This window comes from Stenotrophomonas sp. PI_27 (assembly GCF_027854495.1).
Lineage (GTDB): Bacteria > Pseudomonadota > Gammaproteobacteria > Xanthomonadales > Xanthomonadaceae > Stenotrophomonas > Stenotrophomonas pavanii.
In genome coordinates this window covers 136,784-152,026 of record NZ_JAJNOF010000011.1, presented here as the reverse complement: position 1 = coordinate 152,026, position 15,243 = coordinate 136,784, and the positions used below count along the sequence as shown (strand labels likewise).

The following is a 15,243-nucleotide window of genomic DNA, read 5'->3' as shown; positions in this document are numbered from 1 at the left end:
GGCACGGCCTTCATCCCGCGAGACGGCACCGATGCGGTCGTTCAGACGATGGGAGAACATGCTGATCGCAGCCGACTGGTTGGCCAGGTAGGCGCCCGCTTCCGGGCGCAACACCGGCGGCGGCAGGACCGGATCGATCGGATCGATTGGATCCGTCGGATCCGTCGGATCCACCGGCACGCATCCCGGCAGCGATGGGTCGATCGCGCACGGGTCTGGGGCGGTTGGCAACTGCGACCGCAGGTACCAGTTGCCTTCGCCACCGGCAACGCCTCCCTTGTGCAGGAAGTAGTCATACGAACCCGCCACCGCGCGACCGGCCAGCGCGTAGTTGGCCAACGACGCCCCGTCCACCTGGATCAGTGTGATGCCCTCCAGCGTCTGCGCACCCAGGCCGCCGATGTTCTGCACAACCACCGTTGCATCGCCGCTGCTGTCGCCGCGCACGTGCAGGCGGTCCATTGCCGAGTCATCACCTTCAAGGGCGCCGCGGAAAACGAACGTCGCAGCCTCGCTGTGCAGATTGCCATCCACCGTCAGCGTGTTGAAGCCGATCTGCCAGGGATCGGAAAGCACCAGCTCACTCCCCATGGCCGACAGCTCGCCGACACGTGCGTCGCCCGTCAGCATCCAGCGGCTACCCGTCTCCATTGAGATCGCTTGAACCAGATCCGAGGTGCCGTTCCATGCGGTCCCGCTGCCGAGCTGCACATGCACCTCCGACTGCGGCACCAGGCCGGCCGCCAGGTCGTCAGGATTGATGACAATGTCACCCACCATCACGGCATTGTTCTCCAGTGCCACATCGAAGCGCCCGGTCACGGCAGCGTCCAGTTGCAGGGCAACCCGGTTGCCACCGTACAGCACTGCACCATCGGCCAGGGTCATGCCGGGAATGCGCGCACCCCGTATCCACACCCCACCATGCTGCTGGCTGACCAGCGAGCCACCGTGGATCTGCAACCAGCTGTCGTCACTCAGGACCGCAGCCCAGGAGCCTTCACCTTCCACGTGAACATGACTGTCGCGGAGGAACAGATAGCCCCCGCCCGCGCCCACCAGACCGTGCGACGCCGCACCGGTGGTGTGTACGGCGCTGTCGATCAGATCCGCACCGGAGACGCCGTCAATTTCGACGCCCGCAGATGCCGCCCCACGTGTCTCGATGCGTGTGCCATATGCCGAGAAGTCCGCGGCGGTGACTGACACACCTGCTGAGGTCGTACCCGTGGTGAGGATGCTGCTATCTGGCCGCAGGGTGACGATACTACCGACGCCCTCAACACGTACGGCAGCGGCATCCTCTCCGGAGGTTGAAAGATGCGTCGGCGCCAGAGGGATGATTGCACCGCCATTGCGGGCATGGAAAACAAACTCGCCTGGACCACTGGTCGCGTAGCTTCCTTCAGGCGGCTGCTTCAGTTCTTCGCCGGGGCTGTCGCCATCGGCAATGACCTGCTGGGCCATCGCAGGTACGGCGGTCGATAGAACACTGGCCAACGCGATGGCCAACAAATGACGTGGGGGTGTGATGGACATTCAATTCTCTGTCTAGGCTGATTGGGAACGCGGGTGTATCCGTCGCGGACGGCAATGTGGCAGCCCCAACCCCGTACTTGAATGCAACAAATTGCAAAGACACGCCCAGATTCATTCGATTGCGGCAATGACCGACTTCACCGACGCCAGGTATGGCTCGGACTCTATGGGGTCATCGCCCATTGCCAGGCCATGCACAAGCCCGCCGACCAACCAGATGGCAGTAGCCGCGTTGCACGCTTGCGCCGCCCCACGCGCCAACGCAGCCCAGCTTCAGCTCGGCATCTGCCTGCGCTCGGCATGATGTGTGGTGATCACGGGTAGCGCCATGTCGCATACGTGGCGGAAGTGGAAATGCATACCGCACGGAATGACTCCGGCACCGTCTTCCTTGCGCGATGCCGCTGTAGAGTCGAGCATGGCTCGACGCTACAGGGAATGTCGCGTTCGGCAAGAATCACCATCCGCTACCTGCCAGCGACAAAGTTGCAACGCTTTCGAACTTTCCAACAATTCTCATTGGCAGCATTGGCGCTTCATGCAAATCATGTAGCGCCACCGGAAACGGGTGGCACGGGCTTCCAATCCCGTTAGGTAACTCTGTTGTTTACGCTTGCCTGCCGGCGTCACCCTTTCCTTGTTGGGTGGCGTCGGCAGGCATTCTGTCCGCGCACCTATGGCGGGCGGTGCGTGGGGGCCTCGTGCCCGCCGGCGTTTCGCAGAGCTACCACCGGTATTGGAACCACGCACCGTCCGCCACCCTCGCTGTTAAGCAGGGTGGCCCCTTGCCGTTTGCACAAGGACGCCACCATGACCGCTTCCGCCTACCCGCACCTGTTCGCCACCCTGGGCGAGGCCGCCACGCGCCTGCCCGATGACCTGGCCCGCACGCTGGAAGACACCTTCGTTGCGCTGCAGACCGGTCACAGTCCTGGCGCCATCACCCTGCAGGCCTGCCTGCAGTACATCCGCCAAGGCGATGCCGCCGATGGCCAGCCGTGGCCCGGCAGCAACCGCACACCGGGCCAGCGCCTGGCCTTGGCGCGCATCGACCGCGCCAATGCAGGGCTCAGTTTCCTGCTGGAACTGCTGCACGCCACCGAACGCGTCCGCGTGGACGGGGATATCGACCAGCACATGGATGACGGCGCGCGCGAAGGGCTGTTGCTGGCCTGCCGTGGGCTGGCCGAATATGTGGATGTGCAGTTGCGGGCGGCGTAATCCAGGTATCGCTGGGCTTGGTCCGGCGTCGCCGGTCATCCCATCCCGCGCCTGATCCACAGTATCAGCGATAGTCGGCGGTGAGTACTGCCTGCCCTTCCACCACCCCGATCCTGAACGTGCCGGCCACCCGCGCATAACGCGCTTGCAGATCGATGCTCTGCGCACCCGCGCCAGACACGCCGTGGTTCCACTGCTGCCCGAGCACCACCGGCACGCCATTGCGCAGCAGTTCCACATGGACGCCCTGCGCGGTGGCATTGGCTGTGGGCCTCAACAGGCTGCCGGTGGCCGTAGGCGCATTGGCGTCGGTCAGCGTCAGTTTCAACGGCGCGCCAGCGGCCTCGCACTGCAGCTTCACCTGGAACGTCTGCTCGGGGCTGCTACTGCCCGCTGCGTCCAGTACATCGGCGGAAACATCGTTCATGCTGAAACCGGCATCGCTGAGCGCGCAGGTTGGATTACGGAGCTGGAGAGTAACGCGAATGGGGTGCTGAATGACGAGCGATGGGAAATCACGCAGCCACGTGGTGCCCGTTCCGAGACTCGCCGAGGCTGCCTGCATCGGACCACCGCGCGAGACTACCGCGACATGGAACGTGGAGTTGATCGCTAAGTTGGTGCCCCGTCGAAGTCCCTCGATACTCACCCGTGTACCAATCGTCAGCGGCGTATAGTGGAACCCGGAGCCACCGGTGCCACCTCCCGCGTACCCTGCGTGCCTGAAGATCAGCAGAGGAGACGTCGGGCTGAACTGATAGGTCACATAGGTCTCGCCCTGGTAGTTCACGGTGCCGACCGCGGTCAGCCCGGTGAAGCTCGGGTTGATCTCCATCGGCAGCGCGTCCTGTGCGCATCCGAGTATCTGTGCGACATTCCCCGGAATGAAACCAATCCACCCCGTCAACACAACTCCGGGCGCGGGGTCATTGAGCACCTCCTGGTCAATATCGAGACTCGCCCTCTGACCCAAACTGGTGCAGGCCATCGCCCCGCCAGCATTGGTGAGCAGTAGAGCGTAGAGCGCAACCCGTGCAACAGGCATCGTGCTGCCCCGTGGCTCGTTCGCGCGCTTCATTTGTAATCCGCCGTCACAGTGATCTGCGTACTGACATCGCCCGCTTTCAGCGATGTGCCGGCCTTGCGGTAGTAGCCGGCGCGCATGTCCAGCTTGGCGGTGGCGGCACCATTGACGGCGACCGTCTTCTTCGCGCCCTTCTGCAGGAAATCGTTGCCGGTGGTGCCATCCAGCAGCGCAACGGCCACGCCGGTGGCGCCACCGGTGGCCTGGTTGAGCCAGTGGCCGTCCTGCGCGGCGTCGGCGGTGCCTTCAAAGGTCAGATCAACGCTGGTCACGCCCACGCAGCCGGTGAAGTTCAGCACCGCCGGCCTCAACCCGTTGTCATGCCCGGTCTTGAGATCGGTGGCATCAATATCGGCCAGCGTCACCGGCACATTGGCCATGGTGCATGTGCCAGGCAGCACCTTGCCGGTGACGGTGATGGTGGCCGAATCGGCATGGGCCTGCGCGGCAACACCGAGCATGAGCAGTGATGCGATGAGATAGGAGGATTTCATTGGGAAGCTCCAGAAGTTGAAGAAGAGGCGTCGTCAACCCGCAGTGCCGACGGAATGGTCACGCAGCGTGCCTGCGCCCAGTACTGGCCGTGTCCGTCCGGCACCTCGGGCATGGCGTAGTGCAGTCGGCAAGCCATGCCGTCTTCGGTCTGCACGTGCACGAAGCCGGCCGGCTCCAGTCCGCGCAGGGCCAGCACACCGCCTTGCCCCACCTGGCCCAGGGTGTGCCCATCGGCATGCCTGATCTGCGCGCCGTAAGCCAACGGAGTGCCGTCGGCATGGCTGGCATCGATCAGCCACACGCGATCGTTGCGTGACTGGAAGCGGACTTTGACGATGCTGCCGGCACTGGGTGCCACACGCTGCGAGCTACCCTGTACGTCGACGTCAAGCGGCAGGTGGGCGGTGTCCAGATGAATCTGGTTCCATCGGTACGGGCTGGTATAGGGCAGCACCGCGTAGCCATTGCCCGCCACAGTGACGTTGCGGCCGCTGCCGACCATGGCGCCCTGTGCGCCCTGCGCCTCTACCAGCGCGAAGCTGTCGCCCAGCGCCGGGCCGAAGTTGATACCGCCAGGGTGCAGCACCACGCCGCCGGTGGCGCCCGCGTTGACACTGCTGCTGCCGTTGGTGCGGCCGAAGCCCGCGCTCACATCGGCACGGCTTCCCTGGTAGCTGGCATAGGCGTTGTAGCCGCTGCCACCCTGGCCGCGATTGCCCGACAGGCTGTAGGACAGCGCGCGGGCCTCGCCCAGATTGCCGTGGATGCCCAGCTCTTGCTGGCTGCCCAAGCGGCTGTCGTTGTACGTAGCGGTGGCGCGCGGCGCGTTGGTGGCGCGTCCCAGTGGCAGGCTGAGCATGAACGAAAGGCGCGTATCGGGCGCTCCACTGGCCATGCGGTAACGCGTGGCGGAAACCGTGTAGTTGGCGCTGCGGTAGCTGCTGTGGAAGCCCAGCTGCAGGTCGTTGTGCTTGCCCGCGCGATTCCAGTAGGTCACATGGCCACCGGCCAGGTACAGCTGGCCGCGCGTGCCCACGCGCTGCGAGAAGTTCATCTGGAAACGCTGGCGGGTGCGCATGACGAACGCATCGGCGGCCTGCGGCCGGTCGAACGACAGCTGCGAGACGTCGGTGAGGGTAAGGAAGCCTTCGGTGCTGTAGCGGTACGCAGCCAGGCCCAGGTTGGTGCCGGTGCGCGCCACGCTGCGCTGGTAGTTGAGGCGGTAGCTGCGGCCCGATTGTGCGGGCGCGCCGGGCACGTTCGCGCGCGCGTAGGTGACGTCGGCACCGATGGCGCCGAACGGCGTGTTGAACGCCGCGCCTGCCAGACCGGCCTGGTAGTGCTCGGCCACCTGCACGCCGCCCAGCAGGGTCATGCGGTTGCTGACGCCACGCGCATAGGTGCCTTCGGTGAAGCGCAGCGCCTGCTGGTACAGGCCCGTGTTGCGCAGCTCACCGGCGGTGATGCTGAAGCGCTGGCTGCCTTCGCGCAGCGCCTGCGGCACGGCGGAGAAGGCGACGGTAAAGCGCTCCTCGCGGCCGTCGGCCTCGGTGACGGCCACTTCCAGATCGCCACTGCCGGCGTTGGGGTAGAGATCATCAATGGCGAACGGGCCGGGCGCTACGGTGGTTTCGTACAGCACCGCGCCGTTCTGGCGGATGGTGACCCGCGCATTGCTCTGCGCCACGCCGCGCACTACCGGGGCATAGCCACGCAGCGAATCCGGCAGCATGCGCTCGTCGGTGGCCACGCGCACGCCGGTGAAGCCGACGCTGTCGAAAAGCTCGCCACCGGTGTTGCTCTGGCCCAGAGTGAACTGGCTGTTCCAGTGCGGCAGGTCGCGCTGCAGGTAACTGTTGAGCGTGCTGAAGTGCGTACCCTGCGCGTTGTGGCTGATGGAACTGCGGTGGCGCAGCCGCCACGCGCCCAGGTTCACGCCACTGGTAATGCCGGCGTAGCTGTTCTGCTGGCCCAGGCTGCGGTAGTGGTTGACGGTGTAGCCAATGAACGCGGCGGTGATGCCGTAGTTGCGCAATTCCGGTGCGACGAAGCCGCGCGCCTGGCGTTGCAGCGCCACCTGCGGCAGCGAGATGTCCAAGCGCAACTGGCTGTCGTCGTAGGTGACGCGTGCGCCATTGATGCTTGCCTGCAGATCGACGCACTGCGGGTTCCCGGACGCCTCCACGGCGTCGCGCGCGGCATCGCTCAGGCCCAGTGCAAGCAGCAGCTGCGCGGGCACGCAGGGCGTTGCCACATAGGGCGTATCGGATTCGACAAGTTCGATGTCATCGCGGCGCACGAACTCGCCGTTGAGATGGATATCGACGTTGTAGTGACCGGGTTCGACCGGGTTGCCCACGCTGAAGCGCGCCAGGTCGTCGCTGCCGAAGCCGGTCGCAAAGCCTTCGCTGAATTCCACTTCGCCACCGGTGCGCGCGTGCGCAGGCAGCCCGCCTACAAGCACCAGCGTGGTGCTGATGGCCATAGCCAGCGCGGTGTGGCGCAGGGAATGCTGCGCGCCGCTTTGACAGGGGGAGGAAGTCAGGCGCATGGCGTCGACGCGGCCGCAGTGCAGCCCCGGTAGTGATGGGAGGGGATGCAGACTAGGGCGCGATCACGCAGTCGAATATGCAACTACTTGCAGTTTCCCAAGCATGTAAGCGTTTGCAACAAGTTGTATGGCTCGTGGCGGTGATCAGGCCGAACATGCGCCGGGCAGAAGAACGGGCATGCCTTGTCCCATGGCCGCAAAGAACCTGCCGGCGGACATCGCGCCCTCCTGCCGCGTCCACCCATCGCTCAGATGCCAGTGGCGATCCCGATTCCATCACTTTTTGAAGAGCACACCCATGAAGAGCCTGAAGACCCCGATGGCCCTGGCCGTCCTGCTGGCCGCTGCCCCGACCGTTAATGCGGCCGACCTGACCATTACCGGCGAGATTGTCGAGACCACCTGCACTGCCACCATCAACGGTGGCGTTGCCGTGGCAATGGGCAAGATGGATCTGGAAGATCTGAAGAGCAATGACCGTATCGGCCGTCGCGACCTGGACGTGGCCGTGGCCTGCCCAGGCGCCGCTGGTTCGCACGATGTGGCGGTGAAGTTCAGCGGTTCATCAACAGCAGATGGTGGTCTTGCACTGACGGCAGCCAGTGACGCCGAAGGCGTGGCGTACAAGATCTATGACAGCACCGATACGCTGCTGAAGATCAACAGCGCACCGACGCAGTTCGTCACTGTCACCGATACTGCACCGCAAACTGTGAAGCACAGCGTCTGGTACACCAAGACCGGTGCTGCCGCCGATGTGGTGGCCGGCACGGCCAACGCAACCGCGCAGATGGACATCGCCTACAAGTAAGCGCGCCCACCCGGCAGTGCACTGCCGGGTGGTTCTTCCAGAGGACGCTCTCATGAAAATTCGCGCATGCGCGCTGGCGCTGATGCTCGTCTGTACAGGCCACGCTTTCCCCGCCGCAGCGGCAGTGACTCTGCAGGGCACACGCGTGATCTACGACGGCAGCAAGGGCGCGGTGACGGTAAACACCAACAACCGCGGCGACAAAGTCGCCCTTGCCCAGGTGTGGCTGGACGATGGCGATGCCAGCGCCAAGGCCGGCAGCCAGAGGCTGCCATTCGTGCTGACACCGACCACGCGCCGCATCGAGGCGGGCGGCGCACAGGCCTTCCGGCTGACGTATGCGCCAATGGCCGGGGCGGCACTGCCGAGCGACCGCGAGTCGCTGTTGTATTTCAACCTACTGGACATACCGCCCAAGCCCGAGAACGTGGAAGGCCAGAATCTGCTGCAGTTCGCCATCCGCACCCGGGTGAAGCTGTTCTATCGCCCTGCCGGCCTCCCCGGACATGCGCGTGACACTGCCGCAGCACTGCAATGGCGTGCCGAGGGGCAAGCCCTGCAGGTGTACAACCCCGGGTTCTACCACGTGACGCTGAGCCGCCTGACGCTGCCCGATGGCAGCACGATCGAGGTGGACATGGTGGCACCGGGTGAGCGCTTGGACCTGCCACTTCCGTCGGGTGCATCGGTGCCGGGAACCTTGGAATTCCAGTGGCTGGACGACTACGGCACCACGCGCGATGCCCAGGCAAAGGTCATTCACTGATTGACGCCGGGCAATGGCTCGGCGCTACCTAGAGAGAGAAACGCACAGCATGAAAAGGATGATGACTCCGCTCACCCGCTACACCCAGTTCAGCGGGCGCGCCAGCCGCAGCGAGTTCTGGTGGTTCCAGTTGTTCGTCGTGATCGCATTGATACCGTCGAATGTGCTGGGCTTCATTGCTGGCTACACCGGTTCAGGCACGCTGGTACTGATATCGACGGGCGTGGGCGCGTTGGTGTGGCTGGCGATCATCGTGCCGATGATTGCAGTGACCGTGCGCCGCCTGCATGACACCGACCGTTCCGGCTGGTGGTACCTGCTGATGCTGGTGCCGATTGTGGGCCTGGTGGTGCTGGTGTTCATGCTGCTGCCGAGCACCCCGGGCGACAACCGCTTCGGTGCGCCCGTTCCGCACGTGTAATCGCCACGCGTTGGCAGGTGTCGACCCTGGTCGACACTGTGTTGCCACGGGCGGCTGACACCTTCGTGCCAACCCAGGTTGGCACCTGCCCGAGCGATGCCGAGGTGCTTCACTCGGGGTCAGAGCCCTTTGCGGCGCAAGGGGATCTGACCCCACCCCGAAGCTCGGCACCCCAGTGCAGTACCGCTGCGGCTACGCGAAGTGCTGGTAACCGCCGTCGGCGGCTTCGCCGTCCACGTGCACGCCCTGCCCTTCGGCGATGCGGCCGATGCGGGTGAGCGGCACGTCCAGCGATTCGGCCAGGTAGTGCAGCGCATCGCGCTGGTCGGCAGCCGCGGTGAAACACAGCTCGTAGTCGTCGCCCCCGCGCAGTGCGCAGTCGCGTGCAGCGTCGCGGCCGAGCAGTTCACGCAGCGCGTGCGAGATCGGCAGCGAGTCGGCATCCACATGCGCGGCCACGTTGCTGCGCGTGGCGATATGACCGAGGTCGGCCAGCAGGCCGTCAGACACATCCACCGCCGCGTGCGCGAAGGCCCGCAGGCGCAGGCCCAGGGTCACGCGCGGCGTCGGCCGCAGCAGGCGCAGGCGCAGGCTTTCGTAGTCGGCCAGCAGCGTGGCGGTGGCGATGCTCAACGCACCTTGTTGCCACAGGCGCAGCGCGCCGGCGGCATCGCCCAGCGTGCCACTGACCCAGATGTCATCACCCACCTGTGCGCGGTCGCGACGCAGGGCCTGGCCGCGCCCGACCTGGCCCATCGCAGTGACCGACAGCGACAGCGGACCGCGCGTGGTGTCGCCACCGATCAGCGCGATATCGTGCTGGTCGGCCAGGGCGAAGAAGCCATCGGCAAAAGCCTCGATCCAGTCTTCAGAGGCTTCCGGCAGCGACAGTGCCAGCGTGCACCACGCCGGGCGTGCACCCATCGCGGCCAGGTCCGACAGGTTGACCGCCAGGGTCTTCCAGCCGATGTCGAAGGCCGGGGTTTCCACCGGGAAGTGCACGCCGCTGTTGAGCGTATCGGCGGTGACCACCAACTGTTCGTTGGCACGCGGCTGCAGCAGCGCGGCGTCGTCACCGATGCCGAGCAGGATGTCGTCGCGCTCGAGGGTACGGGCGCGGATGCGGTCGATGAGGGCGAATTCGGCCAGGGACATGGGGCGTTCCCGCTGTTGTTCGTGCCGCGCATCGCGCGGTGGGCGGTAGTGCCGGCCGCTGGCCGGCAACCTCAGGATCCCTGCAGCTGCCGGCCAGCGGCCGGCACTACCACAGGCGGGTCAGTGACCCGATTCGACCTTGCGCCATTCCACGGCGGCACGATCCAGCACGCCGTTGACGTAGGTGTGGCCGTGTTCGGAACCGAAACGCTTGGCCGATTCGATGGCTTCGTTGATCACCACGCGGTACGGCACGTCCAGGCGGTAGCGCAGCTCGTAGGCGGCCAGGCGCAGCACTGCGCGTTCGATCGCGTCCACTTCCTCGATGCCACGGTCCAGGTACGGGCCGAGCGCTTCGTCGATGTCGCGACGGTTGTCGAGCACGCCGTGCACCAGCGCCTCGAAGTACGCCAGGTCGGCAATTTCGCGGGCCTGCTCGTGGGCAAACTGGGCGATCAGCGACTGGGCGTTGCCGCCGGAGATCTGCCAGGCGTAGATGGCCTGCACGGCACGACGGCGGGCGCGCGAGCGCAGCACCGGATCGACGCCATCGCGGCGGACGGGTTTACCGGAGGGCTTGCCCTGGGTGTTCTTGTTCATGGCAGTTGCTCCAGCAGATTGACCATTTCCAGTGCGGCGAGTGCGACTTCCTCGCCTTTGTTGCCGTGGCTGCCGCCTGCGCGGGCCTCGGCGTCTTCCACGCGTTCCACCGCCAGCACGCCGTTCAGCACCGGCACGCCGAAATCCAGCTGCACGCGCATCAGGCCTTCGGCGCAGCGGTCGGCCACGTGTTCGTAGTGGCGGGTGTCGCCACGGATCACGCAGCCCAGGGTGAGGATGGCGGCGTGTTCATGGGCGGCGGCCAGGCGTGCGGCCACCAGCGGCAGTTCCCACGCACCCGGCACGCGGATCACGTCGATGTTGGCTTCGGTGATGCCGTTGCCAGCCAGGCTCTGGCGGGCGCCAGCGACCAGCGTGTCGGTGATGCGGGCATTCCAGCGGCTGGCCAGGATGGCGAAGCGCGCCGACTCGGGAGTGCGAAGATCGCCTTCGTAGTGGCTCATATGCGGCTTGGGGAACTCGATAAGGGGGTAATTCTAGCGTGGATGGGCCCCGGCCGTGGCTGGCGGGGCCCGCAGGGGCTGCCGACCAACGGCCGGCACCCACCGGTAGTGCCGGCCGCTGGCCGGCAACCCCATTACAGGGTGACCGTCTCCACCACTTCCAGGCCGTAACCGGCCAGGCCAACCTGGCGGCGCGGGGTGCCCAGCACGCGCAGCTTGCCCAGGCCCAGGTCGGACAGGATCTGCGCGCCGGCACCGTTGCGGCGCCACTGGCCCACGTCCTTGTCCTTGCCCGGCACCACCGGCGCCGGCTGCTGGCGCAGGCGGGCCAGCAGGGCTTCGCCATCGCGCGGGGCCGACAGCACCACCATCACGCCGGTGCCCTCGGCATCGATCGCACGCAGGGCATCGGTGGCGGCCACGCCGAAATCGTCGCGGCGCCAGTGCAGCAGGTCGGCCAGCGGGTTTTCCACCTGCACGCGCACCAGGGTCGGTGTTTCCGCATCCGGCGTGCCGCGCACCAGCGCGAAATGCAGGTCGTGGGCGATGCGGTCGCGGTAGGTCACCAGCTTGAACGGGCCGAATTCGGTGTCGATCTCGCGCTCGTCCACGCGTTCAACGGTCTTTTCCGTAGCCAGGCGGTAGGCGATCAGATCAGCGATGGAGCCCATCTTCAGGCCGTGCTCGCGGGCGAACACTTCCAGCTCCGGGCGGCGCGCCATGCTGCCATCCGGGTTCAGGATCTCCACCAGCACGCCGGCCGGCTCCAGCCCGGCCAGCATGGCCAGGTCGACGCCGGCTTCGGTATGGCCGGCGCGGGTGAGCACGCCGCCCGGCTGGGCGATCAGCGGGAAGATGTGGCCCGGCTGGTGCAGATCCGACGGCTTGGCATTGGGCTTCACCGCGGTGCGGATGGTGTGGGCGCGGTCGTGGGCCGAGATGCCGGTGGTAACGCCCTCGGCGGCCTCGATGCTGACCGTGAAGTTGGTCTGGAACTGCGCGGTGTTGGCCTGCACCATCGGCGCCAGGCCGAGGTCGGCGGCGCGGGTGCGGGTCAGCGGCAGGCACACCAGGCCACGGCCGTGGGTGACCATGAAGTTGATGTCCGACGGCTTGACCAACTCGGCGGCCATGATCAGGTCGCCTTCGTTCTCGCGGTCTTCGTCATCGACGATGACCACCATGCGGCCCTGGCGGATGTCTTCCAGGATTTCCGGAATCGGGGCGAAGTTCATGCGCGTGCTCCTTCGCCCAACAGGCGTTCGACGTAACGGGCCACCAGATCGATTTCCAGATTGACCGCGCTGCCCACGCCGGTGGCGGAGAAGGCGGTGTTGGCCACGGTGTGCGGGATCAGGGCGACTTCAAAACCTTCGTCGTCCACTTCGTTGACGGTGAGGCTGACCCCGTCCACGCAGATCGAGCCCTTCTTGGCGATGTAGCGGCGCAGCGAGGCCGGCGCGGCGAAACGCCAGCGCTGGGCCCGCGCGTCGTCGTGGATGGACAGCACCTGGCCGAGGCCGTCGACGTGGCCGCTGACCAGATGGCCGCCCAGGCGGTCGGTCGGGCGCATGGCGCGCTCCAGGTTGATGACCGCCCCTTCGCCCAGTTGGCCCAGCGTGGTCAGGCCCAGGGTCTCGGTGGAGGCATCGGCCTGGAAGCTGTTGGCGTCGAATGCGATGACGGTGAGGCAGACGCCGTTGATGGCAATGCTCTCGCCCATCTGCACGTGGTCGAACGGCAGATTCCCGACATGGAAGGTGAAGCGGACATCGCCGCCGATGGATTCGCGTGCGGCCAGACGGCCGACGCCTTCGATGATTCCAGTAAACAAGTAACGTTCTCCGCGAAAAGTGAGCGAAAAACGCCGCAAGGCAAACAGGCGGGCGCAGGGCCGCGAAGGCCCTGTGGCACCGTCTTCTTTCATCCGGACTATACCGTCGGCTCCGGCATCGGACCGGATCTGCTGACCCCCGGCCGTGGGCCGGGGCGCTCGCGGGCTCGTGCTTGCGCACCTACCGCCGGTGGGGAATTGCACCCCGCCCTGAAGACGTTTGTGTACCGGCGAACCGGCGCGGCTAGTGTACCAGCCCGGGCTGAACGGGGTGGGATGCCCGGGGTCGGATCCCTTTCCGCAGCAAAGGGCTCTGACCCTGGGCCTCTCGGAATCGCGGAGGGGTCAGAGCCGTTTTCCCAAGGGGAAACGGATCCGACCCCGGCCACGTCTGGCCAGCCTGTGACGACGGTCTCTCGCATTTTGTAAAACTTTCATTAAAATCCGCAGCGGACGACATGAGGTCGCCACGGGCAGCTGCGATGGCAGGCCCGCCAATGGACTGAAATTCACAGGAATTCCCATGCGCAAGATCCTGATCGTGGCTGCCCTGCTGGCCGCTGCCCCGTTCTCGGCCTCGGCCGAAGCCCTGAGCTACACCTACGTCGAAGGCGGCTGGACCCAGGTCCAGGTTGACGACAACGTGCTGGACGACCCGAAGGTCGACGGCGGCTACCTGCGTGGTTCGGTCGCGCTGGCCGAGCAGGTCTACGTGTTCGGTGGCTGGTCGCGCACCAGCAAGACCCGCCACTACGGCGAAGATTCGCTGAAGCTGGAACTGAACCAGCCGGAGCTGGGTATCGGCTACCACATGCCGTGGACCGACCGCCTGGACTTCACTGCCGATGCCGCCTGGGTGCGCCAGAACGCTGAATCGACCCTGCGCTACGACGGCGTGCGTTACCACGGCAAGGACCACACCAACCTGGGCCGCGTCACCCTGGGTATCCGCGGCAAGCCGTCGCGCATGACCGAAGCCTGGGCCAAGGCCGGCTACATGGATGGCGGTAACAACTACAAGGGCACCTGGGTCGGCACCGTCGGCGGCCAGATCAACTTCACCAAGACCTGGGGTCTGGTGGGCGAGATCGCCGGCTATCGCGACGTCACCCAGTACTCGGTTGGCGTGCGCGCCAGCTTCTGATCCAACGATCGCTCCTCGTCGTGCGATCGAACGGGCCCCGCGAGGGGCCCGTTTTTTTTGGCCCGCGCGTGCCGGCCCGTGGCGACCGGGCGTCATCACGCCCGCGAACAGATGCGCTAGGCTTGCGCGCATCTGGAACCGGAAACACTGTCATGAAGACCCCCTTGCGTACCCTGCTGGCCAGCGCCCTGCTGGCTGCCCCGCTGCTGGCCGCCGCCGCCCCGGCCACGCTGACGCCCGAACAGGCCTTCGACCTGTACGCGCGCGTGCTGCTGGAAGACGATGCCGCTGCGACCCGCACGCTCAACGATGCGCTGAAACCCGCCTTTGAAGGCCAGGATGCGGTAACCCCGAACCCTGGCGCACTGGCCAAGGCGCTGGCCGAACCGTGGCAGGTGGTGCTTGCCAGCGCCGGTGCCAAGGCCGACGCAGCCGCCACCGAAGCGCTGTATGCCAAGGCCCTGCGTGATTCGAAGTGCCGCGCGACCAAGAGCGTGATCGAAGACAACGAATACGTCGAAGGCCAGAAGCTGGCGCGCATCGCCTTCAGCTGCCAAGTGCCCGACCTGGGCAACGTGCGCCCGTTGTTCGCCGCCAGCCTTGCAGCCGATGCCAGCCCGGCCGCGCGCAAGCAGTTCACCGACGCCTACACGCAGGCGCTGCAGAGCGGCGCGCGCGTGCCGGTCAGCGGCACCTTCACCCTGTACCCGGCCAAGGACAACGGCTACTGGTACAGCGGCAATTTCGATGATCTGGTGGGCACCGTGGCCGGCGCACTGGCACCGTTCGAAGACTGGATGCAGGACGCGCAGGCGGCCACCGCGCCGAAGGTCACCGGCGTACCGGGCTGCGACCTGCTGCTGCAGCAGCATCGCGCCTGCGTGGCGAAGATCGCGCCGGACCAGATCAGTGGCGTGGACGCGATGGCCGAGGAACTGAAGGCCAAGGCCAAGGTGAAGTCGGCCGAAGACATGACGCAGGAATGCAATGCACTGCGCCCGATCGCCGAGATGATGTGGACCGACGAATGCGCCTGAGCGCGATGTAACACCGAGCCTAGGCGCTGCTCAGCGTTGCCGACGGCAAGGGCAACTGCATTTTCAGAACCGTTGCATGGCCCTGCGCGACCTGCATGGTCAATGCTGTTGCCCTCTTCCA

General features: G+C 66.0%; 15 protein-coding genes and 1 riboswitch. Of the genes, 6 read left to right on the top strand and 9 right to left on the bottom strand.

The features are described from left to right. Nucleotides 1-1,539: autotransporter outer membrane beta-barrel domain-containing protein (locus LRM18_RS15045; RefSeq protein WP_270954920.1), on the bottom strand; the 1,539-nt coding region annotated here is incomplete at its 3' end. An 810-nt stretch (nucleotides 1,540-2,349) separates the two neighbouring features. Here LRM18_RS15045 and LRM18_RS15040 point away from each other — a divergent pair. Then, nucleotides 2,350-2,760 (top strand): hypothetical protein, encoded by a 411-nt coding sequence (locus LRM18_RS15040; RefSeq protein ID WP_064237649.1) that lies wholly within the window; start codon nucleotides 2,350-2,352, stop codon nucleotides 2,758-2,760. 64 nt (nucleotides 2,761-2,824) lie between these two features. On the opposite strand, the gene LRM18_RS15035 is transcribed toward LRM18_RS15040, so the two are convergent. From LRM18_RS15035 to LRM18_RS15025, 3 genes are read right to left on the bottom strand one after another with little or no spacing between them, the layout of a single operon-like run. Then, on the bottom strand, nucleotides 2,825-3,838 hold the full coding sequence (locus LRM18_RS15035) for a fimbrial protein (RefSeq protein WP_270954919.1): 1,014 nt from the start codon (nucleotides 3,836-3,838) through the stop codon (nucleotides 2,825-2,827). Next, a complete protein-coding gene (locus LRM18_RS15030; RefSeq protein WP_064237648.1) occupies nucleotides 3,835-4,338 on the bottom strand; it encodes a fimbrial protein in 504 nt (167 codons plus the stop codon). Before LRM18_RS15030 ends, LRM18_RS15035 begins: the two co-directional genes overlap by 4 nt. Next, nucleotides 4,335-6,824 (bottom strand): fimbria/pilus outer membrane usher protein, encoded by a 2,490-nt coding sequence (locus LRM18_RS15025; protein ID WP_270954918.1) that lies wholly within the window; start codon nucleotides 6,822-6,824, stop codon nucleotides 4,335-4,337. The genes LRM18_RS15030 and LRM18_RS15025 overlap by 4 nt, the downstream gene beginning before the upstream one ends. Before the next feature lie 256 nt (nucleotides 6,825-7,080). Between LRM18_RS15025 and LRM18_RS15020 the strand changes: the two genes are divergently transcribed. The 3 genes from LRM18_RS15020 to LRM18_RS15010 are packed head-to-tail and all read left to right on the top strand — an operon-like array spanning nucleotide 7,081 to nucleotide 8,888. Further along, nucleotides 7,081-7,701, top strand: a complete 621-nt coding sequence (locus LRM18_RS15020) for a fimbrial protein (RefSeq protein WP_195762735.1) — start codon at nucleotides 7,081-7,083, stop codon at nucleotides 7,699-7,701. Between the two features lie 52 nt (nucleotides 7,702-7,753). Continuing rightward, on the top strand, nucleotides 7,754-8,467 hold the full coding sequence (locus tag LRM18_RS15015) for a fimbria/pilus periplasmic chaperone (RefSeq protein ID WP_270954917.1): 714 nt from the start codon (nucleotides 7,754-7,756) through the stop codon (nucleotides 8,465-8,467). A 49-nt stretch (nucleotides 8,468-8,516) separates the two neighbouring features. Further along, nucleotides 8,517-8,888 (top strand): DUF805 domain-containing protein, encoded by a 372-nt coding sequence (locus LRM18_RS15010; protein WP_064237644.1) that lies wholly within the window; start codon nucleotides 8,517-8,519, stop codon nucleotides 8,886-8,888. Nucleotides 8,889-9,080: 192 nt separating this feature from the next. Here LRM18_RS15010 and thiL read toward each other — a convergent pair whose 3' ends face one another. The 5 genes from thiL to LRM18_RS14985 all read right to left on the bottom strand — a co-directional run bounded on the left by thiL (nucleotide 9,081) and on the right by LRM18_RS14985 (nucleotide 12,941). Next, entirely contained in the window at nucleotides 9,081-10,043 is a 963-nt protein-coding gene (thiL, locus tag LRM18_RS15005) for a thiamine-phosphate kinase (protein ID WP_270954916.1), read from the bottom strand. Nucleotides 10,044-10,163: 120 nt separating this feature from the next. Continuing rightward, nucleotides 10,164-10,643, bottom strand: coding sequence for a transcription antitermination factor NusB (nusB, locus tag LRM18_RS15000; RefSeq protein ID WP_005415268.1), 480 nt, complete (start codon nucleotides 10,641-10,643; stop codon nucleotides 10,164-10,166). Beyond that, nucleotides 10,640-11,107 (bottom strand): 6,7-dimethyl-8-ribityllumazine synthase, encoded by a 468-nt coding sequence (gene ribH / locus LRM18_RS14995; RefSeq protein WP_010481977.1) that lies wholly within the window; start codon nucleotides 11,105-11,107, stop codon nucleotides 10,640-10,642. The genes nusB and ribH overlap by 4 nt, the downstream gene beginning before the upstream one ends. Before the next feature lie 134 nt (nucleotides 11,108-11,241). After that, the gene (gene ribB / locus LRM18_RS14990) at nucleotides 11,242-12,342 is read right to left on the bottom strand and encodes a 3,4-dihydroxy-2-butanone-4-phosphate synthase (protein WP_270954915.1); all 1,101 of its coding nucleotides are present in this window, start codon (nucleotides 12,340-12,342) and stop codon (nucleotides 11,242-11,244) included. Beyond that, a complete protein-coding gene (locus LRM18_RS14985) occupies nucleotides 12,339-12,941 on the bottom strand; it encodes a riboflavin synthase (RefSeq protein WP_049468273.1) in 603 nt (200 codons plus the stop codon). Before LRM18_RS14985 ends, ribB begins: the two co-directional genes overlap by 4 nt. 77 nt (nucleotides 12,942-13,018) lie before the next feature. Continuing rightward, nucleotides 13,019-13,163: riboswitch (FMN riboswitch) on the bottom strand. Between the two features lie 301 nt (nucleotides 13,164-13,464). On the opposite strand from LRM18_RS14985, the gene LRM18_RS14980 reads away from it, so the two are divergent. Beyond that, a complete protein-coding gene (locus LRM18_RS14980; protein WP_270954914.1) occupies nucleotides 13,465-14,085 on the top strand; it encodes a hypothetical protein in 621 nt (206 codons plus the stop codon). 152 nt (nucleotides 14,086-14,237) lie between these two features. Next, a complete protein-coding gene (locus tag LRM18_RS14975) occupies nucleotides 14,238-15,122 on the top strand; it encodes a hypothetical protein (RefSeq protein ID WP_270954913.1) in 885 nt (294 codons plus the stop codon). Nucleotides 15,123-15,243 lie beyond the last annotated feature (121 nt).